The organism is Streptomyces sp. NPDC059866 (assembly GCF_042731325.1).
In the GTDB taxonomy this organism is placed as follows: domain Bacteria; phylum Actinomycetota; class Actinomycetes; order Streptomycetales; family Streptomycetaceae; genus Streptomyces; species Streptomyces flavusporus.
Window position 1 is genome coordinate 1 of sequence record NZ_JBHWJT010000072.1, and the last position, 21293, is coordinate 21293.

Below are 21293 nucleotides of genomic sequence, written 5' to 3' on the forward strand. Positions count from 1 at the left end.
ACAGCGCCTGATGGTCCTGACCGCCGAACCCGGCAGCCCCTCCCACGACGCCCTGCGCATCCTCACCTCCTGGACCGCGGAGCGGACGGAACCGAACCAGGCGAGGGACACGACTCGATAGCGGCCCGGGCAGGTGAAACCGCACGCCCGCAGGTGAACCCGCAGGCCCTCGCCTCTCGTGCTCCTAGGGAAGTGTGAGGAGAGGTGGCACATGCTCGCGTACGACATCCAGGGCAGCGGGCCCGGTCTGGTCCTCCTGCCCGGTATCGGGGCCACCGCGACCGGCACCTGGGAGACGCTGCTCGCCGACCTCGCGGCCGAGCACACCGTCGTGCTCGCCGACCTCCCCGGATCGGGCCGCAGTCCGTTGCCCGTCGGCCCGCTGGAGGCGGGTGCCGTGGCCGACCAGGTGGTGGCCACCGCTCGCAGGGCCGGGCTGAGCGACTTCGTGATCGCCGGGACCTCGCTCGGCGCGGCCGTCGCCGTCAAGGTCGCCGCCCGCCATCCCCACCGGGTCCGCGGCCTGTTCACCCTCGCCGGATTCGCCCGGCCCCGCACTGCGCTGTGGCTCAGCCTGGAGATGTGGGCGTCGTTGCACGCCCGCCACGACGACGAGCTGAGCGACTTCCTGACCTCGCTGTCCTTCTCCGAGGACTACCTGGCCGCGCAGACACCTGAAGCGGCCCGAAGCCTGACCGCCCGGTTGGCGGCTTCCGCTCCCGGCACCGCCCAGCAGATCGCCTTCGCCCTGGGCATCGACGTCCGCGGCGACCTCGCCGCCGTCACCGCCCCCACCCTGGTCGTCGCGGCGGCGGGAGACCAGTTCGTGGCCCCGGAACACTCGGTGGAGCTCGCGGTCGGCATACCCGGCGCACGGCTGGCCGCGGTCAGGGGCGGGCACGCGGCAGCCTTCGAGGAGCCGGGACGGACGCTGGAGATCCTCACCGGATTCCTCCGTGACGTCCACCGGCCCCACCCCGAGCTCTCCCCCACCGACACGGTCAGGTGGCCGACGGCGCCGGGGCCGCGGTTTCTGCCGACCGTTCCGGCTCCCCGCCATCCCCACGAACGTTGACCTCTACAGGAGTCCGACAAGCCATGCGCGTGCATTTCGTCGTCCACGAAGCGTTCGAGGCTCCCGGGGCCTACGCTCGGTGGGCCCTGGACCGGCAGCACACCGTCACCTACTCCCGCCTCCACGCCGACGAGAGTCTCCCGCCGGCAGCCGACGACATCGACCTGCTCGTCGTGATGGGCGGCCCCCAGTCCCCGGCCACGACCACCGCCGAGTGCCCGCACTTCGACGCGGCGGCGGAGATGTCCTTGATCGCCTCCTGCGCGGCGGCGGGCAAGGCCGTCGTCGGCGTCTGTCTCGGCGCACAGCTGCTCGGCGAGGCGCTCGGCGCTCCCTGCCTGCGCAGCCCGGAGCCGGAAGTCGGCTCCTTCCCTGTGACGCTCACCGAGGCCGGCCGCCGGCACCCGCTGTTCGACGGCTTCGACGAGAGTTTCGACTCCGGGCACTGGCACCACGACATGCCCGGACTCACGGCCGACGCGACCGTGCTGGCCGCCAGCGAGGGGTGCCTCCGGCAGATCGTGGTGTACGGCAGGTTCCTGTACGGGTTCCAGTGCCACATGGAGTTCGACCGGGACATCGTCGAGGGGCTCATCGAGTCGGCGGAGGAGGAACTCACCGCGCTCGCCGGCCACCGCTTCGTCCAGCAGCCGGAGGAGCTGCGGCGCAACGATCACCGCGCGATGAACGAACGGCTCGAAGTGTTTCTGGACCGGCTGGTCGCCGCATACACGGCGGCCTGACCGGTGCCACACATCTCAGACAAGGAGAAGTTCCCCATGGCCAAGCTGTTCTACGACGCCGACGCCGACCTGTCCGTCGTCCAGGGCCGCAAGGTCGCGGTCATCGGTTGCTGATGAGCTGGGTGAACGAGGAGGCGTAGCCTCACCGCAGTCAGTCGGTCAGGCGGTCCAGGACCACGGTGGCGAGGCGGAGCGCGGCGTGCAGTTCCGTCACCGCGGCGACGCCGGAGCAGTCGCCGCGCAGGCCCGGCCAGACCGCCAGCAGGACTCGGCCCTGCGGGATGCGGGACGGCCTGCTCAGGGGCGTCCAGGTGGCCATGAGCGTGCCGTGCACCGGCGTCGCGATCGCGCCCGGACGTCCGTCGGCATGGGCGTCCGCGTCAGCGTGGACAGCTCGACGGGCGCCCCGTCGGTGTCGGAGCCCCGTACCAGGGTGAGAACGGACCGGCCCGCGCCGGCGCCCTTGGGCGGCACAGCCGACGAGTGGTCACAGCACGGCCGGCCACACCTGTCGCACCTCGTCATGGTCTCTCCCCTCGTGCCCCGTGTGTGAGCTTCGTGCAGGAAGTCTCTCGGGGGCGGGGGCCGGACCACATCCGTCATCCGACTGCGGGGTACGTGGCAGGCGCCGCGTCCTGTGCCACCCGCTCCAGCAGTCGTGAGGCGTCGGACAGCGCGAAGTCGGTGTCCGGAGCGGGATGCGTGGTCACCTCGTACAAGTGGGCGAGGAAGCGAGCGAGGCGGCCGCCACCGGCATACGTCAGGGTGACGCTGCCCTCCCACAGGATCTCGCGAAGGCGGGCCGGGGTGAACTGCCCGTCTCCGGCACAGGCCAGGAGAAGGCGAGCCGCGAGGGTCCGCTCCAGCGGTTCCGGGGCCCAGACGCCCTGGTCGAGGTCATCGGCGAGGGCGGTGGTCAGTGAGGTGAGGTGCTCATGGGGCATGGAATCGATGGCCTTCGGCTCAGCGCGGGTGACATGTGTCTGCGATACCCCACCGGACGACGGGCCGGTGTAGGTCTCCCTCAGAATACGTGTCTCACGGGTGCCTCCAGTCGTGACGGCAACGTGTGTGGTCATTCAGCCCCTGCCCGGCGTGGCAGGACGGCGCCCCGTGGCATCACCACCGGAGAGAGACCGGAGCATCGATGAGATCGGACGCACGCCACAACCGGCTGCGCATCCTCGAAGCGGCGGCCGAAGTGCTCGCCGCTCCCGGCGACACCTTGTTGAAGACCATCGCGCGCAGAGCGAGCGTCGGCCAGGGGACGCTCTATCGTCACTTCCCCACCCGGGAGTCCCTGGTGCTCGAGGTGTACGGCCACGCTGCTCGACACCACGGTCATGGTGACCCAGTTCCTCTTCCCGACCAACCGTGCTCCACGCTTGTGGGACAACGTCCTGATCACCGTGAACGCCCTGTTCGTCGGCGCGGGCATCACGGCCAACCTGGCCTTCGAGAAGGCGGAGTTCGACCCGTTCGTGATCGGCGCGACGGCCGTGCTCGCGCTGGCCCTGCTGAAAGTCTCGCCCCGGCAGCCGATGCTTCGCTACTACGGCATCACGTACACCGTCGGCCTTCTGGCCACGGTTCTGATCAAGACCGTGTGACGCCCGGTCAGTAGAGCTCCTCGCCGGGGAAGAGGGTGAGCAGCCGCACGGTCTCCACGTACAGCCATGTCAGGGTCAGGGTGAGACCGAACGCGGCGAGCCAGGACTGGTCCCGGGGCGCGCCGTACTTGATGGCGTCCTCGACCTTCCTGAAGTGCAGGGACAGGAAGGACGCCGCGAGGACGACGCCCAACAGGCCCATGAAGACGCCGAGGCCAGCGGGGTGCAGGCCCAGGACGTCCGCGCCCGTGAGGGGCAACAGGGTCCAGTCCGCCAGGGCGAGGAAGCACACTCCGCACAGTGCGGCGCCGACGAAGCCGTAGAGGCGGCGGTTCACTCGCATCCAGTGCAGCTTGTAGGCGAGGAGGACTCCGGCGGAGGTCGCCATCGTCCCCAGCACGAGCTGGACGAAGACACCCGGTGAGAGGTGGCTGGAGGCCGTGGCCGGGAGCACGCCGAGGAACACGCCCTGGAAGGCGGCGAACGTCAGGGGCAGGGCCGGGGACGGCGGTTTCCTCCGACACTGGATCACCACCAGCGCCGCGGCGACCAGTCCGGCGCCGACGGCGATGCCGTAGGCCACGGCCGCGCCGAGGAGAGCGTACGGCAGCAGAGTCCACGACAGCGCGGCCGCGAGGGCCGTCACCCCGAGCCCCGCCAGCGCACGGGACAGGACGTCGTCCATTGTCATCAGGTCGCCGACGGACAAGGGGAGCTGAGCGGAATCGTCCTCGTGGACCTGGTCCAGGTCCTTGCCCGTGCCGATCCGGCTCTGCGCGACGGTGATCCCCACTCGGGGGTCCCTGGCCGCCGTCTTCTGCCCGCCTCGCCGCTTGAACTGCGGCCGGGAGAGTATCGGATTGCTGCTCTTCAACGAACGCTGCTGCTCGACCGGTGTCACGCCAGATCCTCTTCTCCGTGTCGGACATACCGGCACCCGATACCCCGCCGCCGACGGGGTATCGGGTGCCGAGGGGTTCGCCGGAGGTGTCGGCTGCCGTCAGTCTGCACTCCCGGACAAACGACGCGCATCAGTCACTTGACGGTGGATGGTGCTCTTCGATACGTGTGACACACATACCTCGAGGACGGTACAGCCACGGGTGACCTCACATCCTCAGCTCTTCAGTCCGTAGAAGTGCATCGGGGAGTTCGGCTCGAAGCCGATGCGCGGGTACACGGGTGCCCCGGCGACGGTTGCGTGCAGGGTGGCCCGGGTCAGTCCGGTGGCGCGGGCGCCCTCGTACAGCGCCTTGCGCGTCACCGCCTCACCGTAGCCTCGGCGCTGCTGTTCGGGGTCGGTGGCGACGAGCACGACGAAGAGCCGGCCCTCGGCCTCGACCGTGGCGGCGCAGGCGACCGGGGTGCCGTCCCGCAGCGCCAGGTAGGCGTACACCTCCCGCTTCCACAGCGTGGAGCCGACCAGACCGTCGCGGCCGTCCTCGAGGGGAAAGCCGTAGGCGCGCGAGTTGAGGTCCGCGTAGGCCCGCAGGTGTTCGTCGGTGGTGACTCGTTCGAACGTCAGGTCCGGGTGGCGGGGCTCGGGGATGGGCAGCAGGTCGCCGGCCATGCCGGTGCCGGGGAAGGCGTACGCCAGGCCCGCGCGCTCCGCCGCCTCCTCCAGTGCCGCACGCGCGTCGTCCGCGAGCAGGTCCTCGAACAGCCACAGGAAGCCCGGCTGCCTCTTGGACCGCATGATGTCCGCCGCCTGCTCCAGACGCTTCTCCAGGAGCACGGCGTCGGCCCCGACCTCGGTCAGGGTGATCGCGTTCCAGAAGGCGAAGCGGCAGTCTGCCCAGCGGACGGCTACACCCGGAAGATCGCGTACGTCCGACTCCTCGTCCCGGTCGAGCACCATGGCACGCCAGACCGTGGAGAGCTGTGCCACGGATTCGACCGCGGCCGTCAGGTCCGTCACGGCAACCCCTCACTTTGTCGTGTGTTGTGAAATGTCCTGCGCTCGGTACGACGATCCCCACCGCTCACGGTGTTCGGACACCGCCGTTCACGTCATAGGGCGCCTGGATCCGGACAGCCCCGGGCTCCCGCTCGGCCCCGCCTCCACCGCGGGTCTCAGCGACAGCCCGGGGGACGACCGCCCGGAGACGCACCACGCCGAAGCGGCCGTCGCGTCCCCGCCGCAGCCGATCGACAGCGGGGAACCTGCCGCTACCGACACGGATCCGGCACGACCGCCGGTTCACTTCCGGGCCCGGAATCAGGCGGGCGTGATGTTGTGGTTGAACCGGAAGACGTTGGTCGGGTCGTAGCGCTTCTTCACCGCGGCAAGCCGGTCGAACCGCTCCGCCCCGTACACCGCGCGCACTCCCTCGGTGTCGGTCGCCTCGTCCGGCGAGAGGAAGTTGACCATGTTCCGCTCCGCCGTCCAGGGCGCCAGCCCGTCCACGACCCGCGCCAGGTCGGCCCGGAGCTTCTCCGCCTGATCCGGAGCGCCCACCGCGAACCCGAAGACGACATACGGAAGACCGCGGCTGGGCACCGAGTTGGGGAACTCCGGTTCCCGGTCGAAGGCGCCGCCGAGCGCCCGGATCTCGACGTTCGCCAGGGTGCATCCCGACTCCGCGCCGGTCAGCTCCACGAGCACCTGCGCCGTCTTCTCGGAGAACTCCTCCAGGCAGACACTGCGATCGAAGTACGGCATCGGATCCACCGGATCCATGTGGATCTCCCCGATCGACGTGAAGGGCTTCTCCCCCACCAGGTCGACCAGCACCGGCGCGGCCGCCCGCAGCGGAGCGACCAGTTCGGCCCCGTCGGCCGCCGACCCCAGGTAACCGATCCGCAGATGGACCACGAAGGCACCGCGCAGCGGCTCGGGCAGCGCCGGGACGTCGGGCAGGCGCTGGATCCCCAGGGACGAGGTCATCGCCTCCCCCACCGTCGGCAGCCAGGCACGCCAGACCTCCAGCACCTCGGCCAGGTGCTCACCCGCGAAGTAGATGCCGCCGCCGTAGAAGCATGCGACCGGAAACACCTCGAACTCGATCTCGGTCACCACACCGAAGTTGCCCTTGCCGCCCAGCAGCGCCCAGAACAGGTCCGGTTCGCTCTGCGGTGTCACACGGCGCAGTTCTCCGTCCGCCGTAACCACGTTCAGCCACCGCACGTGGTCGGCGGCATAGCCGAGCGTGCGTCCCAGCAGCGGGCTCTGACCGCCGCCCAGCGTGTATCCGATGACGCCGACGTCCGGCGCCGAGCCCACGATGGGGGCCAGCCCGAACTCCGCCGTGCGAGGCAGCACCTCGCGCCAGCGCACACCCGCCTCGACCCGCACGGTGCTCTCCTGTGCGTCGACAACGATGCGCTTCATCCGCTGCGTCGTGATCAGCAGCCCGCCGTGGGCTGAGGAGACCATCTGATGGGCCGCGGACTTCACCGCGACCGGCAGCCCGTGGCGCACGGCGAACAGGACCGCCGAACGGACGTCGAGTTCACTGCTCGCTCCGACCACGACGGCCGGCCGAAGACCACAGGCCAGGTTGTACGTGGCGCACTCCGCCTCGTACTCCGCCGATCCCGGCTCGAGAACCGGTCCTCTCACGGAATGCCGCAGAGCCATCACGTCCTCCGGCCGTAGATCCACACCCGCCGTACCGGACACGTCCGCACTCATCCTGATCACAACCTCACTCACATAAGCGGAACGCCCCGAGACACTCGCCCGCGCGGAACGAGGCAAGACAGTCACCGGGCGCCTACCCTGACGTGACTGAAACGGGCCGGACCCCCTTCGCCGTTCACATCAACATGTCCGGACTCACATGTTGACGGCAGGGCAGTGGTCTGTCGCCGTGAAGGACGGACGCGTAGGAGATACGTGTGCCATCTAGGCACACTACTTGTCGCAATCGGCGAATTTGCAGCCCTGTGATCATCGAGGGAAGCGCGCTGAAGATCGCTCGTCTCACCTGGAGGAAACCATGCCGAGGTCCACCCGCATGTCCTGACGCCACCTTCACAGGCAGCGGCGAGCCAGTGAGCGGCCGCAACGCGGTCCAGCAGATGTTCCAGGACACTGTGATCCTCTACGACGACGGCACACCGCGAACCCAGCACGTCACGACCAATGTCGCCATCGAGGTCGACGAACAGACGAGCACGGCGGTCTCGCGTTCGTATGTCACCGTGTTTCAGGCGCTGCCCGACCTGCCGCTGCAACCCATCGCCAGTGGCCGGTACCGTGACCGCTTCGAGCGCCGTTCCGGGCAGTGGCGCTTCGTAGAGCGGCAGGGCCGCATCAACCTCGTCGGCGATGTCAGCTGCCATCTGCGCCAGGCTGCCGTACAGCGGTAGTCCTCGGGTGACAGACGGCCTGCTCTGGTGACGCATCTCGTGCTTCGGCCCACAGAATCAAGCCCTTCCGGTTCGGAACAACGAGAGGGGTGAATTCAGACGTCCTTTAGACTGCAGTGATTGCATGGGCCGCACGGAGCCGGGTGCAGGCGCAGCCAGGTCGGCAGACAGCACCAGGCCTCCAGACGCCAGCCGTTGGAGGCAGCTCGATGAATGACCTGGACTCGACCGTCGGCCCGGCCTCCACACGGCTGGTCGGACGCGACCGAGACCTCGCATTCATCCACTCCTTCTTCGGCAATTCCGAGGTCCACGGGGCAGCTCTGCTGCTCTCGGGCGAGGCGGGGTGGGCAAGACCGCCGTGCTCGACGCGGTGGCGACCGGCGCCCTGCGCGACGGCGTCCGGGTCCTGCGCGCGGCCGGTGTGCAGTTCGAGGCGGACATCAGCTACGCCGGTCTCAACCAGCTCCTCGTGCCGCTCTTCGACGACTTCGACGTCCTGGACCCCGTCCACCGCGACGCTCTGCGGGTCGCGGTCGGCATCGGCGGCGGACCGGCGCCCGACCGGCTCCTGACCTCCACCGCGGTTCTGCTGCTGCTCCGGCTGATATCCGCCCGGACGCCGCTCCTGCTCGTCATCGACGACCTGCCGTGGCTGGACCGGGCGACCAACGCCGTGCTCGGCTTCGTGGCCCGGCGGCTCGTCGGCAGTCGTATCGGCTTCCTGGCGGCCTCCCGTACAGGCTCCGACAGCTTCTTCGAGTCCAGCGGCCTGACCGAGCGGCGGCTGGAGCCGCTGGACGACGCTTCGTCGGCCGAGCTGCTCGCCCTCGCGCACCCCGACGTCTCCCCCGCCGTACGGCGCCGCATCGCGGCCGAGGCGCGCGGCAACCCGCTGGCCCTGGTGGAGCTGCCGATGGCGCTCTCCGCCGAGCAGCGCACAACCCTGGCGGCGGTTCCCGGTGTGCTGCCGCTGAGCGAGCGGCTCCAGGCCATGTTCGCCTCGCGCGTGGCCGGTCTCTGGCCAGTCCGGAGCGCTGGCCCTTCGACGTCGCACGGGTGCGGCTCTTCTACGGCGAACGTCTGCGGCGGCTGCGTGCCACGACGGAGGGCCGGGAGCAGCTGGCCCAGGCACTGGAGGCTTTCCAACGCCTGGGCGCCGAGCCCTGGGTGGCACGTACCGCGGCGGAGCTGCGCGCCGGCGGCCAGTCCGCACCGACAGCCGTCAGGCCGGGAGCCGTGACACTGACCGCTCAGGAACTGCAGATCGCCAAGCTCGCGGCGACCGGACTGACCAACAAACAGATCGCCGAGCGGCTGTTCCTGTCCCATCGGACCATCGGCACGCACCTGTACCAGATCTATCCCAAGCTGGGCATCACCTCTCGGACCGCGCTGCGGGACGCGCTCTCCCAGCTCGACACGGACAAGGACGACCGACCCCTGCGGGCGAGAACCGACGGCTTCGTCGTTCCCTCAGCCATTTGACGTATGCCGGGCTTCGGGCCCCCTCGCAGAGTGGACGCGGGGATGTCCTCCTGGGCCGTCCTCCCCCGGTGGCCGCACCTGACGCCACCCTGCACCACGAGAGGGGAACCGGAATGTCCGGTGCCTCGGACAGCCATCCGGACATCCACTGGCCGTCGGGGTTCGAGCCCGACCAGGCCCACAGCTTCTGTCAGGCGCAGGCCGTCGTGGACGCTCCGCCCGCCACGGCCTTCGCGCTGCTCATCGATGTGGCGCGGTGGCCGGAATGGGTTCCGGGCATCACCGAGGTCCGGGCCGGGCCGCTCGCCCGGAGCTTCGAGGTGTGGTTCCACGGCCACCGGTTCGAGATCTTCCTGGGAGAGCATGTGCCGCACCACCGGCTCGGCTGGTCGGGTGTCGGCGCCGGTGTGCAGCTGTACCAGGCCTGGCTGCTCACCCCGGTCGCGGGCGGCACCCATGTAGTGACCGAGAACGTGGTCCGCGGTCCCGCCGCCAAGTCCCTCACCGTACTGTCCCCGCTGTGGACGCAGCGCTTGAACTCCCTGTGGGTCACCCAGCTCAAGAGGATCTCGGAGGGCGCCCCGAAGGACGGTGGCGCGTAGCCTGCGTCCCCGTACGCCGCCGGCCGGCACCCGGTGAGGGCGTCGGCCGGTCGAGGGCGCGGGGTCCGCTGGGTCAGACGGCGGGGACGGCTTCCTTGGCGGTGGCGGGGTCGGAGGTGGCGGTGGGCTCGCCGGTCTTCTGTGCCGGCTTGAGGAAGAGGGCGAGGAGAACACCGACGGCGAGGGTGGGCGCGATCCAGAGGTAGCCGGTGGCCGTGGCGTGGGCGAAGGCGTCCAGTGCGGTGTCGCGCAGGGCGGCGGGCAGCCCGCCGATGGTGTCGGGGCGGGCGGCGTCGAAGCCGCCGGCCGTCGGCAGGCCGTGGGTGCGGTCGGCGAAGCCGGTGTTGAGAAGGGTGCCGAAGACGGCGACCCCGAAGGCCGCGCCGATGGAGCGGGCGAAGGTGACCACGGCGCTGGCGGCGCCGAGATCGGTGGCGGGCACGCTGTTCTGGACGGTGGTCAGCACGACCATGGGCACCATGCCGATGCCGACACCGGTGATCAGGAAGTAGACGCTCAGCACCAGGGTGTCGGTGGCCGCCCCGATGGCGCCCAGCAGGAGCAGCCCGGCGAGGTTGGCGAGCAGACCCGCCAGGAGGATCGCGCGCAGCCGGTCGACGTGTGCGGCCCAGCGTCCGGCCAGGGACTGGCTGACGACCAGACCGGCGACCAGCGGCAGCATGTGGACGCCGGAGAGGGTGGCCGAGACTCCGTGGACGATCTGGAGGTAGGTCGGCAGGTAGACCAGTACGGCGAACATCGCAGCATTGGCGAAGAACCCGATCAGCGAGGAGAAAACCACCGTCCGGGAGGCGAGCATGGCCGGCGGCAGGACCGGGGCGGCGGCGCGGCGCTCGACCGGCACCAGGAGCACGGCCAGCACGACGGTGGCGACGATCAGGCCGACGATGGACGGCGAGCCCCAGCCCCAGCGCTCACCGAAGGACGTGATCAGGACCAGGCCGGTGGCAATGGCGGCCAGGATCGTGGCACCGAGGTAGTCGATGCGGGCCCTGGCGCCCCGGGTGGCCGCGGGCAGCGCCCGTGCCGCGATGGTCAGGGCGACGATGCCGACGGGCAGGTTGACCAGGAAGGCCCACCGCCAGGACAGGTGGTCGGTGAAGACACCGCCCAGCAGGGGGCCGACGATGCTGGCCACGCCGTAGACCGAACCGAACATGCCCTGGTACCGGCCGCGTTCACTCGGGGCGACGATGTCGCCGACCAGGGCGAAGGTCAGCACGATCATGCCGCCGCCGCCCACGCCCTGCAGCACGCGGGCGCCGATCAGCTCGGGCAGGTTCTGTGCCAGGCCGCAGGCCACCGAGGCGATCAGGAAGATCGAGGTCGAGGCCAGGTACAGCCGCTTGCGGCCGAACATGTCGCCGAGCTTGCCCCACAGTGGTGTCACCGCCGTCGACGCGAGCAGATACGCGGCGCTGACCCACGCGATGTCGTCGAACCCGTTCAGGTCCTGCGCTATCCGCGGCAACGCGGTCGAGACGATCGTCTGGTCCAGGGCCGCGAGGAGGACCGCCAGGATCAGCGCGCTCATCGCGGCGGCGACCCCACCCTCCCTGGGTGATGAGGACTTGTCTGCCTTCGACATCGGAAGGTGCCTTTCTAGAAGACTCGCCAATCTGGCATTACTAGGTCTATCTGTCACATCACTGTAGCATTTAGAGGGAAGGGGTCTACTCCTGAGAGGCGCTAGATGTCTCAGGCTTCACATTCCGCCACTAGACTCGGGGCGGTGAGAGCCGACGCTGCGCGCAACCTGGAAGCCGTCCTGACCACCGGAGCACGTATGCTCGCCGCCGACCCCGCCGCGAGCATCGCGAGCATCGCCACCGAGGCGGGTGTGGACCGGCGCACGGTCTACCGACGCTTCGCCTCGCGCGAGGACCTACTGGCGGCCATCTACGAATCTCGCCTTACCGCCATCGAGCACGCCATCAAGGACGCGCGGCTCCGGGAGGCACCCGTCGCCGTCGCCCTGCACCGCTACGTCGAGAACATCATCGCCGTCAACCGCACCTGGCCCGTCGACCTCGCCCGCATGCTCGCCGACGACACCATTCACGCACGCCGCGACGCGTCCGTCCGCGAGGTCGACGCCTTCCTCCGGCGCGCCACCGACGAAGGCCTCCTGCGCCCCGGCCTCCCGGAGGGATGGGCGAGCGCGCTGCTGCCCCAGCTCATGCACCTGGTGTCCCGGCAGCTGCCCGAACTCAGCCCCGGGCAGGCGGCGGACGTCGTCGTCGACACCCTGCTGAACGGCCTCGGAACGTCCTGACACGCCAATTCATTCATCGGTGACTGCTCCGAGAAACCGACGGCGGCGTCGGCACACTCCGGTACGAACCGATTCAGCCCTGGCGGACTCCGTCGAGGAAGCGGCCGGCCAGGTCGACACGTTCGGCCAGGCCGGCGGGTGTCTGCCCGAAGTCCACGAACAGCTCGTGCACACCTGCCTCGGCGGCGGCCCGCGCGTAGTCGATGTACTGCGCCAGGGTGCCCGCCCGGGGCATCTGGGCCGGGTCCGTCTTCGTGTCGGTGAGCCGGGGGTTGACGCGCAGCGCCATGCGCAGGGTGGCGGGGTCGCGATCCGCCTCCACCGCCTCCTTCTGGATGACGTCCCACATGTCCCTCAGGTGCGGGAGCGGCATCGCCACGGGCAGCCAGCCGCCGAACCGCCGGCCGATGCGGCGCAGTCCGCCGGGTGTGAACGCCGCGAGCAGCACGGGGGGCCGGGCCGCCGGCGCGGTTTGAGGCCCACCACGGTCTCCGGGATGGTGAACAGCGGTCCCTCGTGCGAGAAGACGTCGCTGGCCCAGTACTCCTCCAGGACGTCCAGGGTCTCGTCGAGCCGTGCGCCGCGGCCCTTCCAGGGCACGGAGACCGCGGTGTACTCGTCGGGCATCCAGCCCAGGCCGAGGCCCACGATCAGACGTCCCTGACTGAGGAGGTCGAGGGTGGTCAGCGCCCGGGCCAGCATGATCGGCGGCAGCCACAGGCCGTTCAGGGTGCTCGTGCCCAGCTGGACCCGTGTGGCGTGGGACGCGGCGAACGTCAGGGCGACCAGGGGGTCCATGTGGTTCTCGTAGGCGCGCGGCATCTCGCCGTCGCCGCTCGAGTAGGAGGCGCCCGGCACAGGCGGGGCGAGGACGCGGTCGCCGGTCCACAGGGAGTCGTATCCCATGTCCTCCGCGGTACGGCAGACGCGCAGGATGCCTTCCGGCCGGGCGGCGGAACCGAAGGTGGGCAGGGCCAGGCCCAGTCGCACAGGTGGTGTCTCCTCAGGGGATGACCCGGTCCGGGTCGTCGTCCGTCAGCGGGATGCCGAGCAGGGTTTCCAGCGCGGTGACCGTCCGGGCGGGCTCCACGGCGTGGACGGTGGCGAATCCCAGCTCCGCCGCGGGCGGCAGGTACTGCTCGGTGTCGTCCACGAACACGCACTCCTCGGCGGTCAGGCCGAGTTCGTCCAACACGAGCCGGAAGATCTCCGGTTCGGGCTTGCGCGTCCCGTGGACCTCCGACAGCACCAGGGCGTCGTAGCGCTGCTCCACCTCGTAGCCGTCGTACAGGTTCCAGGGGGTCGGGCCGACGGAGTTCGAGAGGATGCCGACCTTGATGCCCGCCCGGCGGGCGGTGGCGTCCGCGGCGATCACCGACGGCTCGGGGCGCAGGTCGGCGAAGATGCGGCCCATCAGGTTGTCCGGCGGGAGGCCGAGAAGCCGGGCGGCCGCTTCGTTCCACTGGGCCTGGGTGAGCGCGCCGCGCTCCAGTTCCTCGGTGAGCCGGATGCCCTCGGGGTCGAGGTAGAGGCCGGTGAGCAGGGTCCCCTCGGGCAGTCCCTCGAGGCGTTCGAAGGCGAGCGCGGCAGGCAGCAGAGGGGTTGTCAGCACACCACCGAAGTCGAGGACGAGGCCCTTGCGTTGCTGGGTCATACCCACACTTTAGACATGTTTCTCGCTGGCCAGGCACATGTGCCGATGGTCACCCACGGCGGTGGCCGATGCGGACGGCTCTCGCGTGTGAACCCCGGGACGGGTGCCTACGTTGTCCCAGTGACGGGTTCTCCGCCGCCCCGGCGACGGCGGCGGGGAACCTTCCGGACCGCTCCGGACGCCTTCCTTGTCTCAGGAGCCGGAGCGAAAGCGGCCCCGCACGACGGGTCGGACGTGACACGTCGGCGCGGGGCCGCACACCGTCTGCCGTACGGGTGTGCGCTCAGTTCTTCAGCCGGTGCGGATGTGCGGGGTACACCCCCAGGACGCGCACCTCGGAGGAGAAGAAACGCAGCTCGTCCAGGGCGAGGACGACACGCTCCTCGTCGGGGTGTCCCTCGATCTCGGCGTAGAAGCGGCTGGCGTTGAGACCCGCGCCCATCTGGTAGCTCTCGATCTTGGTGAGGTTCACCCCGCTGCTGGCGAACCCGCCGAGCGCCTTGTACAGCGCGCTCGGGATGTTGCGCACGCAGAAGAACAGGCTCGTCATCGTGGGCCGGCCCGCGTCCGGGACCGGGGCGGCGTCCCGGGACAGGACGACGAACCGCGTGGTGTTGTCCGGGTCGTCCTCGACCCCGGGGCGCAGCACGTCGAGGCCGTAGAGCCCTGCCGCGGCCGGCGGGGCGAGCGCCGCGTGCCGCGGGTCGCCCAGTTCGGCCACCTCGCGCGCCGCTCCGGCGGTGTCGTCGCTGACGAGGGTGCGCCAGCCGCCCTCCCGCAGCACCTTGCGGCACTGTCCCAGTGCGTGCACGTGACTGCGTACGCACTCCACCTGGTCCAGCGTCGCGCCGGGCACCCCCATCAGGTCGAAGCGGATGGCGAGGAAGTACTCGGCGACGATGAACAGTCCCGATTCCGGCAGCAGGTGGTGGACGTCGGCGACGCGTCCGGCCGCGGAGTTGTCGACCGGGATCACGGCGACGTCGGCGGCGCCGAGCGTCACGGCGTCCAGAGCCTGCTCGAAGCTGGTGCAGGCCAGCTCGCCGCCCTCGGGGTAGAGGGCACGCGCGGCGGTCGCCGAGTTGGATCCGGGTTCACCCTGATATGCGACGGTCGTCACCGTGTCCGGCCTTCCTGGGGGAGGTCTTGTCGTGGGGCGGCAGAAGCTCCGTTGCGTACCGCGCCTGCTGAAGTATCGGTGAACAGGCCTCGATCAGGTTCACCAGGGGGTGCCGGTCGGCGCTCCCGCCCGACACGAGCGCGTGTTCGTACGCCGCGCCGACCACATGGTGGACAGCGATCCCGGCCTGTCCGACGTGCGCGGCGAGCCGTTCTTCGACGGACGGGGGCAGGCCCTGCCGGGCGGAGGGGGCGGCGTGCACGGTGGCGGCCAGGCTCAGCCGTTCGTCGTGCAGTACGGCGGCCAGTTCGGCTGCCGCGGCGGCGGTGGACGGGGCAGCCAGTGCGTCGGTCATGCGGCGGGCCGCGCCCAGCGCCAGGGCGGCGACCGCCGTCCAGAGGAACGCGGCGTCCCGGGCCCGCAGCGGCGCGCCCACCGTGTGCGTGCCGAATCCGGCCGGCACGTACATGTCTTCCAGGCGGAACACGGAGCCGGCGCCGACATCGCCCGGGAGCACCTTGGAGACCACCACGAAGAGGTCGGGACCGCCGTCCCTCACGGGGCGAGCGGCAGGGCCAGCCACGGTCCGGTTCCGTCGTACGAGTCGTACGACGGAAGGCGCCACTGTCCGGACAGCGCGCAGCCGCCGGGGACCGGCCGTGCCACCGGCCCCGGAACGTCCGTGCGGAGAACGGCAGTCGGGAGCGGCGCGGCCCAGTTCCAGGTGCCGGTCAGGGCCTGCCAGGCCCCGGCCAGGTCGGAGTGCCCCTCCGCCTCGAAGAACGCGAACACCGCGCGAGACCGGTGTCGGGTCCGAGCAGCTTCGGGCGGTCGCCGTACGTGGATGTCCGCATGGGCCTAGGCAGCCTGCTCACCTGCTTCGGCGCCGGTCGTCGTGAGAACGACGTTGTGCAGTTCCTCGCCCCGCTGGTAGCGGTCCAGCTGCCGCCGCAGGAAGTCCGCGGTCATCGGGGCGAACGCGTCGGTGAACGCCGCCACGTGAGGGGTGATCAGAGCGCCGGGCAGGTTCCACAGGGGGTGCCCGGACGGCAGCGGTTCCGGATCGGTGACGTCGAGCGCGACCCGGAGCCGTCCCGCCCGCACCTCGCGGACCACCGCGCGGGTGTCCACGAGCTCGCCGCGGGCGACGTTCACCAGCAGGGCCCCGTCCTTCAGCAGCGCCAGCGCGTCCGCGTCGAACATGCCACGTGTCCGGTCGGTCAGCGGCGCGCACAGCACCACCGCGTCCACCGTGGGCAGCAGCGCGGGCAGCTCCGCCGCCCCGTGCACCCGCCCGGCCGGTGTGGTGCGCGCCGTCCCGGCCACGAGGACCGCCTCGCACCGGAAGGCACCGAGCCGGGCGGCGACGGCGGCACCGACCGCGCCGTACCCGATGACCAGGACACGTTTGCCGGCCAGCGTGGGCCGGAACTCGGCCTTCCACTTTCCCCGGGCCTGGTGGGCCGCGAACTGGTCGAGCCCCCGGCACAGGGCCAGCAGCAGCGTGACCGCCAGCTCGGCGGTGGCCTCGCGGTGCACTCCGCGCCCGGTGGTCAGCCGAGTGCCGGGGGGCATGGTGCCCAGCAGCGGCAGCATGTGGTCGTAACCGGAGCTGAGCAGCTGGAGCACCTCCAGGTTGTGCATCCGCGGCAGTACGGGGCCCAGGACGCGTTCGGCGCCGGGCGCCGGTATGCCGACGAGGAAACGGACGTCGGCGGGGTCGCCGGGCAGTGGGCCCGTTCCGTCCCAGTAGGAGTAGGAGAACCCGTCAGGCAGGCCGGGGATCTGGTGTCGGTGGCAGGGGAGCCAGACGGACGTGCCGTCCTTCATCGTGCATCAGCTTCTTCCCGGTGGTCGTTCACTCGCTCTGCGTCCGTCCTCAACGCTTGATGTCGTAGATGCGGTTGGTGAGGGTCTCGACGGCGAGCCTCCAGCTGTGCAGCCCCGCCTCGGCGGCAATCGCTCGGAGAGCGTCCGGGCCCGGATGGTTGCCGAGCGCGTGCGGGCCGTTCTGTGCCATGGCCGCCGGCAGACAGAGGACAGCGGAGGTGGAGGCGAAGGACCGGCCGATCGGGTGGATGTTCTCCCCGGGCTCGGCCGACACGTTCGGCTCGACGACGAGACAGCTTCCGTCGGCTGCGAGGGCCTCTTCGGCGCGCCGGAGTGCCGCACCGGGGTCACCGAGGTCATGGAGGCAGTCGAAGAAGGTGACGAGGTCGTAGTCGCCACCGGGGAAGTCGTGCGCGGCGGCCACCTCGAACGTCACGCGATCACCGACGCCCGCCTCCTCGGCCAGCTTTCGGGCCGCTTCGACGGAAGGCTCGTGGAAGTCGAAGCCGTGAAAGCGGGACTGCGGAAACGCCTTGGCCATGAGCACGGTCGAGTGGCCGAAGCCGCATCCCACATCGGCGACCGAGGCGCCTCGCCGGAGCTTGTCCTCGACGCCCTCCATGGCGGGCAGCCACTCCTGAACGAGGACCGCCTCGTATCCGGGCTTGAAGAAGGCGGCAACACCTTCCGCCAGTTCCGGCCCGTAGTCCTGCCAGCTCACGCCGCCGCCGCTCCGGTAGGCGCTCGCCAGCGCCTCTTCGGCACCGTAGAGGGCCTTCAGCATGGTGAAGCCGCCGCCGATGTACGTCGGCAGAGAGGAATCGGCCAGTACGGCCGCATACTCGTCCGGCAGGACGTACGTGTTCGTTTCGGGGTCGTGCAGTACGTAGGCACTGGCGACCTGCGCCGCCAGCCACTCCCGGACGTACCGCTCGACGAGTCCGGTCTTCTGGGTCAGTTCGTCCGAGGTGAGCGGCCCTGCCCCCGCCATCGCCTCGTACAGTCCGAGGCGGATGCCCAGAGATGTCGACACCCCCGCGAAGGCGGCCGCATTGTCAGCGACCACCCGCTCGAGGAATTCCATCACGCGATTCTCGTCCGACATGTAATTAAACTTTCAAGTATGAGTTCTCCGGCCAAGATGCGCCAGGAGACAAAAGAAGACAACCTCTCATCTTCGCAACGAGTGCGGCTCCCCTCCTGGTTCACAGGGCCCGCCCGTCGTGTCGGCGGCAGGCAGAATGGGCGGGTGAATCCGGCACAGACGACTCCGCAGCAGACCCGACAGGCGTCCCCCCGCAAGCGGGCCGACGCCCGGCGCAACCATGAGCGGGTCTTCGCGGCGGCGCTGGAGGTCTTCGAGGAGTTCGGGCTCCAGGGCACCGTCCCTCAGGTCGCCGAGCGGGCCGCTCTCGGGAAGGCCACGGTGTACCGCAGCTACCCGACCAAGGAGGACCTGGTGGCGGCGGTGGTGCGGCACCGGCTGGCGGAGTTGGACCGCATCACCGCGCCCGCCCTGGCGGAGGCCGAGCCCGCGCGAGCCTTCGACACGTACGTGATCCTGCTCTTCGAGAACCTTGCCCGGGACCGTCTGCTGTCGGAGGCGCTCGCGGAGGGGAGGTCGACGACGTACACCGGTCCCCTGCTGGACCGCCTGGCCGCTCTGATGGACGAGGCCAGGACCGCCGGCCGGATCCGCTCGGACGCGAACCCGCTCGATCTGCGCGTGGTGCTGTGCGGCATGTGTCTGCAACTGATCAACCTCGCGGAGCGGGACCCGGCACGGTGGCGCCGGTACGGCGAACTGACCCTCCAGGCGCTGCGGCCCTGAACCGACCACGGCCTCAGCGGTCGAGCTACACGGCCGAGAACCGCTGTGCGGCGTCCTCGCACGTCCGGGCCGCACGGAAGACCTCCGACCAGGACCTCACCGCCGGGCGGCGGCGCAGCAGCGCACGGCGCTCCCGCTCGGTCATCGCGCCCCACACGCCGTACTCCTCGCGGTGGTCCAGCGCGTAGGCGAGGCATTCGAACCGCACCGGGCAGTCGAGACACACGGCCTTGGCCTCGTTCTGGGCGGCGCCCTCGACGAACATCCGGTCCGGCTGCGTCCGGCACAGCCCTCGGTCGGCCCAGTCCATGCCCGCCTCGCTTCCCAGCGGTGCGCCCACCGGGCCCCGCCGTTACGTCCGTACACATCCTCAAGTAGATACGTATGAGGCTAACTCACATGTGTCGGAACCGCCGGGTTGAGGTCACAGAGTACACACCCTTCGTACGACAGAACTTTTCAGGCCATACCCGGGTGACGAAATCCCGTGGAGGCATCTAGTCTTCTGCGTCAGATGTGAGTGACCGGCCGGCCACCAGCCGTGCTGTCACTCGCGCAGCCGCCCGACATGTGGCCGCCGGGACAACGTACCCTCGCCAGAGAGCGTTCGGGCCAAGCCGGTCCAGCGGTGAAGGGAGTGGGGCGGTGGAGTCGATCGTCGGGACCATGGTCGGCCGCGAAAGCGAGCAGGAGGTGCTGTCGGCGTTCGTGGCGGCACCCGGGGGCGCGGCTCTCGTCCTGCGTGGCGACGCGGGTGTGGGCAAGAGTGCCCTGCTGGACCACCTCGTCGAACTCGCGACGGCCGAGAATCACCGGGTGATCAGGGCGGCCGGCGTCGAGGCCGAGTCGGAACTGCCGTTCGCCGGTCTGCATCAGTTCCTGTATCCGCTGCTCACCCACATGGATCGGCTGGACGACGCGCACCGGCGGGTCTTCGACGTCGTCTTCGGCCGGGGCGAGGGCACACCCCCCTCAGTCATGACGCTCGGGATCGCCGTCCTCGACCTGTTCTCCCTCGCGGCGTCGCAGCAGCCCCTCCTGCTGGTGCTCGACGACGGCCAGTGGCTCGACGCCTCCAGCACCGAGGTGTGCGGTTTCGTGGGCCGCCGGCTCACCGGCAGCTCGGTGAAGTTCGTCGTCGGCCTGCGCTCCGAGGTTCCCTCGGGCTTCGACACGGCCGCGCTGCCCGAACTGGCGGTGACCACGCTGGCGGAGAAGGCCTCCGAACAACTCCTGGACAGGCACCACCCCGGGCTCGAGCCTCAGATCCGCCGTCTGGTGCTGGACGAGGCCCAGGGCAATCCGTTGGCACTGCTGGAACTGCCGCCCTATCTGCGCGGCGGCCAGGCGGGACGCAGTCCCGGGGAACTGTTCGGGTACACCGGCATCCCGCTGCCCCAGCGCCTGCAGCAGGTGTACGGCGCGCGCATCAAGTCCCTCGGCGAGCCAGTGCGCGCTGAGCTGCTGCGCGGTGCCCTGGACGGCGTCGGAGCGGGCACGGCGGCCGACCGCACCCGGAGCACGCGCTACCGCATGCGCGACGCCGACGAGGCCTCGGCCTGCGGTCTGCTGGACATCGACCCGCTCGGCGGCGACTTCGTCTTCCGGCACCCGTTGGTGCGTTCCACCGTGGTGCAGATGGCCACTCCCAACGAGCGGCGCGCGGCTCACGCGGCTCTCGCCGAGGTGCACCGCGACGACGTCGAGCGGCGGGCCACGCATCTGGCGGCCTCGACGGTTGATCCCGACGAGGAGGTGGCGGCCGCGCTGGAGGCGGCGGCCGAGTCCGCGACCCGGCGGGGCGGCGCGGTGGCCGCCGTCGCCTGGCTGACCCGCGCCGCGGAGCTCAGCGAGAACCGCGAGGAACGGTCCAGGCGGCTGGGCAGCGCGACCTTCGTCGCCGGGGATGCCGGCCGGCTGGACCAGGCCCGGCTGCTGGTCCGCTCGGACACCGGGTCCGGCAGCAACGATTCCCCGGACTCGGTGGTCGTGTCGGGCTATGTCGCGTCCCTCGCTGCCGCGCGGGAGGACGGGGACGTGCGGTCCGCACAGCGCCAGGTCTTCGCGGCGATCGAGAGCATGCGCGCCGACGGGGTGCGGGAACCGAACGAGATGCTCACCCGCTTGGTCGACCTGCTACAGGCCGTCAACCTGTACGCGGGTGACGAGGACGCGTGGGAGCGGACTCATGAGCTCCTGGACTCACTGGGAGACCTGGTGTCCTCTCATTCGCGCATCTACCAGGACGCCTGGAGCGACGTGGTGCGCCGCGGCGCCGGTGTACGGGAGCGGGTGGAACACGCTTTCTCCGGTCTCCGCGACCTGGAGCCGTGGGATGTCGCCAAGCTGGCCATGGCCGCCTACCACGTGGACACCCTCAGCCAGTACCGGCCGCATCTCCAGCGCACCGTGGACCGCGAGGTGGAGACGGGGGCCCTGACCAACGCCATGACCATGTTGCAAATGATCATGATGGACCAGATCGCGGTCGGCGAGTGGGACGAGGCCGAGCACACCGGACAGCGCTGCCTGGAGCTGGCGACAACACACCGGCACACTCTGTTCGTTCATCACACGCAAGCACAGCTGGGGTTGTTGGCCGCGCTGCGGGGCCAGGTGGACCGGGCCCGGGAGTTGCAGGCCACCGTCGACGCCTGGGCCCGCCCCCGCGGCATCGGCTTCCTCACCCAGACCGCCGACGCCATCGGCACCACCGCCGCCCTCGCCGAA

25 protein-coding genes and 2 pseudogenes are annotated in these 21293 nt (G+C 70.4%); 12 read left to right on the plus strand and 15 right to left on the minus strand.

Annotation, left to right across the window (positions count from 1 at the left end):
* From ACFV7R_RS44870 to ACFV7R_RS44880, 3 genes and pseudogenes are all read left to right on the plus strand, one after another.
* A pseudogene (locus ACFV7R_RS44870) lies at positions 1–121 on the plus strand (transcriptional regulator); the annotation flags it as partial.
* Positions 122–211: 90 nt separating this feature from the next.
* Complete coding sequence (locus ACFV7R_RS44875; RefSeq protein WP_385275934.1) at positions 212–1075, plus strand: alpha/beta fold hydrolase; 864 nt, start codon at positions 212–214, stop codon at positions 1073–1075.
* 23 nt (positions 1076–1098) lie between these two features.
* The gene (locus ACFV7R_RS44880) at positions 1099–1818 is read left to right on the plus strand and encodes a hypothetical protein (protein ID WP_385275937.1); all 720 of its coding nucleotides are present in this window, start codon (positions 1099–1101) and stop codon (positions 1816–1818) included.
* Positions 1819–1969: 151 nt separating this feature from the next.
* On the opposite strand, the gene ACFV7R_RS44885 is transcribed toward ACFV7R_RS44880, so the two are convergent.
* Both ACFV7R_RS44885 and ACFV7R_RS44890 read right to left on the minus strand, forming a co-directional pair.
* Positions 1970–2137, minus strand: a complete 168-nt coding sequence (locus ACFV7R_RS44885; protein ID WP_385275940.1) for a hypothetical protein — start codon at positions 2135–2137, stop codon at positions 1970–1972.
* A gap of 280 nt (positions 2138–2417) precedes the next feature.
* On the minus strand, positions 2418–2762 hold the full coding sequence (locus ACFV7R_RS44890; RefSeq protein ID WP_385275943.1) for a hypothetical protein: 345 nt from the start codon (positions 2760–2762) through the stop codon (positions 2418–2420).
* A 203-nt stretch (positions 2763–2965) separates the two neighbouring features.
* Between ACFV7R_RS44890 and ACFV7R_RS44895 the strand changes: the two are divergent.
* Positions 2966–3121: pseudogene (locus ACFV7R_RS44895) on the plus strand (TetR family transcriptional regulator); the annotation flags it as partial.
* Between the two features lie 40 nt (positions 3122–3161).
* Complete coding sequence (locus ACFV7R_RS44900; protein WP_385276002.1) at positions 3162–3428, plus strand: hypothetical protein; 267 nt, start codon at positions 3162–3164, stop codon at positions 3426–3428.
* Between the two features lie 7 nt (positions 3429–3435).
* Here ACFV7R_RS44900 and ACFV7R_RS44905 read toward each other — a convergent pair whose 3' ends face one another.
* From ACFV7R_RS44905 to ACFV7R_RS44915, 3 genes are all read right to left on the minus strand, one after another.
* Complete coding sequence (locus tag ACFV7R_RS44905) at positions 3436–4329, minus strand: Bax inhibitor-1/YccA family protein (RefSeq protein ID WP_385275946.1); 894 nt, start codon at positions 4327–4329, stop codon at positions 3436–3438.
* A 216-nt stretch (positions 4330–4545) separates the two neighbouring features.
* Positions 4546–5286: a GNAT family N-acetyltransferase gene (locus tag ACFV7R_RS44910; protein ID WP_385275993.1), complete on the minus strand. Its 741-nt coding sequence runs from the start codon at positions 5284–5286 to the stop codon at positions 4546–4548.
* A 360-nt stretch (positions 5287–5646) separates the two neighbouring features.
* A complete protein-coding gene (locus ACFV7R_RS44915; protein ID WP_385275949.1) occupies positions 5647–7062 on the minus strand; it encodes an FAD-binding protein in 1416 nt (471 codons plus the stop codon).
* Between the two features lie 254 nt (positions 7063–7316).
* Here ACFV7R_RS44915 and ACFV7R_RS44920 point away from each other — a divergent pair, with 254 nt between their 5' ends.
* The 4 genes from ACFV7R_RS44920 (at position 7317) to ACFV7R_RS44935 (ending at position 9832) form a co-directional block, all read left to right on the plus strand.
* On the plus strand, positions 7317–7742 hold the full coding sequence (locus ACFV7R_RS44920; RefSeq protein WP_385275952.1) for a nuclear transport factor 2 family protein: 426 nt from the start codon (positions 7317–7319) through the stop codon (positions 7740–7742).
* 346 nt (positions 7743–8088) lie between these two features.
* On the plus strand, positions 8089–8985 hold the full coding sequence (locus ACFV7R_RS44925) for an AAA family ATPase (RefSeq protein WP_385275954.1): 897 nt from the start codon (positions 8089–8091) through the stop codon (positions 8983–8985).
* Positions 8982–9230 (plus strand): response regulator transcription factor, encoded by a 249-nt coding sequence (locus ACFV7R_RS44930; RefSeq protein ID WP_385275957.1) that lies wholly within the window; start codon positions 8982–8984, stop codon positions 9228–9230. Before ACFV7R_RS44925 ends, ACFV7R_RS44930 begins: the two co-directional genes overlap by 4 nt.
* A gap of 68 nt (positions 9231–9298) precedes the next feature.
* Positions 9299–9832 (plus strand): SRPBCC family protein, encoded by a 534-nt coding sequence (locus tag ACFV7R_RS44935; RefSeq protein WP_385275959.1) that lies wholly within the window; start codon positions 9299–9301, stop codon positions 9830–9832.
* Positions 9833–9905: 73 nt separating this feature from the next.
* Here the strand turns inward: ACFV7R_RS44935 and ACFV7R_RS44940 are convergent, their stop codons facing one another.
* Positions 9906–11441 carry an MDR family MFS transporter gene (locus tag ACFV7R_RS44940; protein WP_385275962.1) on the minus strand — a complete coding sequence of 512 codons (1536 nt, stop codon included), beginning with the start codon at positions 11439–11441 and terminating at the stop codon, positions 9906–9908.
* Between the two features lie 198 nt (positions 11442–11639).
* Here ACFV7R_RS44940 and ACFV7R_RS44945 point away from each other — a divergent pair, with 198 nt between their 5' ends.
* The gene (locus ACFV7R_RS44945) at positions 11640–12128 is read left to right on the plus strand and encodes a TetR/AcrR family transcriptional regulator (protein WP_385275996.1); all 489 of its coding nucleotides are present in this window, start codon (positions 11640–11642) and stop codon (positions 12126–12128) included.
* Positions 12129–12201: 73 nt separating this feature from the next.
* Here ACFV7R_RS44945 and ACFV7R_RS44950 read toward each other — a convergent pair whose 3' ends face one another.
* The 8 genes from ACFV7R_RS44950 to ACFV7R_RS44985 form a co-directional block, all read right to left on the minus strand.
* The gene (locus tag ACFV7R_RS44950) at positions 12202–12477 is read right to left on the minus strand and encodes a hypothetical protein (RefSeq protein ID WP_385275965.1); all 276 of its coding nucleotides are present in this window, start codon (positions 12475–12477) and stop codon (positions 12202–12204) included.
* A gap of 5 nt (positions 12478–12482) precedes the next feature.
* Positions 12483–13118 carry an LLM class flavin-dependent oxidoreductase gene (locus ACFV7R_RS44955; protein ID WP_385275968.1) on the minus strand — a complete coding sequence of 212 codons (636 nt, stop codon included), beginning with the start codon at positions 13116–13118 and terminating at the stop codon, positions 12483–12485.
* Positions 13119–13131: 13 nt separating this feature from the next.
* On the minus strand, positions 13132–13782 hold the full coding sequence (locus ACFV7R_RS44960; RefSeq protein ID WP_385275971.1) for an HAD family hydrolase: 651 nt from the start codon (positions 13780–13782) through the stop codon (positions 13132–13134).
* A gap of 283 nt (positions 13783–14065) precedes the next feature.
* Complete coding sequence (locus ACFV7R_RS44965; protein WP_385275974.1) at positions 14066–14902, minus strand: prephenate dehydratase; 837 nt, start codon at positions 14900–14902, stop codon at positions 14066–14068.
* Positions 14877–15461, minus strand: a complete 585-nt coding sequence (locus tag ACFV7R_RS44970) for a hypothetical protein (protein ID WP_385275977.1) — start codon at positions 15459–15461, stop codon at positions 14877–14879. The genes ACFV7R_RS44965 and ACFV7R_RS44970 overlap by 26 nt, the downstream gene beginning before the upstream one ends.
* Positions 15458–15694 (minus strand): hypothetical protein, encoded by a 237-nt coding sequence (locus ACFV7R_RS44975; RefSeq protein ID WP_385275979.1) that lies wholly within the window; start codon positions 15692–15694, stop codon positions 15458–15460. The genes ACFV7R_RS44970 and ACFV7R_RS44975 overlap by 4 nt, the downstream gene beginning before the upstream one ends.
* A 66-nt stretch (positions 15695–15760) precedes the next feature.
* Positions 15761–16732 carry an NAD(P)-dependent oxidoreductase gene (locus ACFV7R_RS44980; protein ID WP_385275982.1) on the minus strand — a complete coding sequence of 324 codons (972 nt, stop codon included), beginning with the start codon at positions 16730–16732 and terminating at the stop codon, positions 15761–15763.
* Positions 16733–16781: 49 nt separating this feature from the next.
* A complete protein-coding gene (locus tag ACFV7R_RS44985; RefSeq protein ID WP_385275984.1) occupies positions 16782–17837 on the minus strand; it encodes a class I SAM-dependent methyltransferase in 1056 nt (351 codons plus the stop codon).
* Positions 17838–17981: 144 nt separating this feature from the next.
* Here ACFV7R_RS44985 and ACFV7R_RS44990 point away from each other — a divergent pair, with 144 nt between their 5' ends.
* Positions 17982–18563: a TetR/AcrR family transcriptional regulator gene (locus tag ACFV7R_RS44990; protein WP_385275987.1), complete on the plus strand. Its 582-nt coding sequence runs from the start codon at positions 17982–17984 to the stop codon at positions 18561–18563.
* A gap of 25 nt (positions 18564–18588) precedes the next feature.
* Here the strand turns inward: ACFV7R_RS44990 and ACFV7R_RS44995 are convergent, their stop codons facing one another.
* Positions 18589–18873, minus strand: coding sequence for a WhiB family transcriptional regulator (locus ACFV7R_RS44995; RefSeq protein ID WP_385275990.1), 285 nt, complete (start codon positions 18871–18873; stop codon positions 18589–18591).
* Between the two features lie 356 nt (positions 18874–19229).
* Here ACFV7R_RS44995 and ACFV7R_RS45000 point away from each other — a divergent pair.
* Positions 19230–21293, plus strand: a 2064-nt coding sequence (locus ACFV7R_RS45000; protein WP_385275999.1) for an AAA family ATPase, incomplete at its 3' end; no start/stop codon positions are given.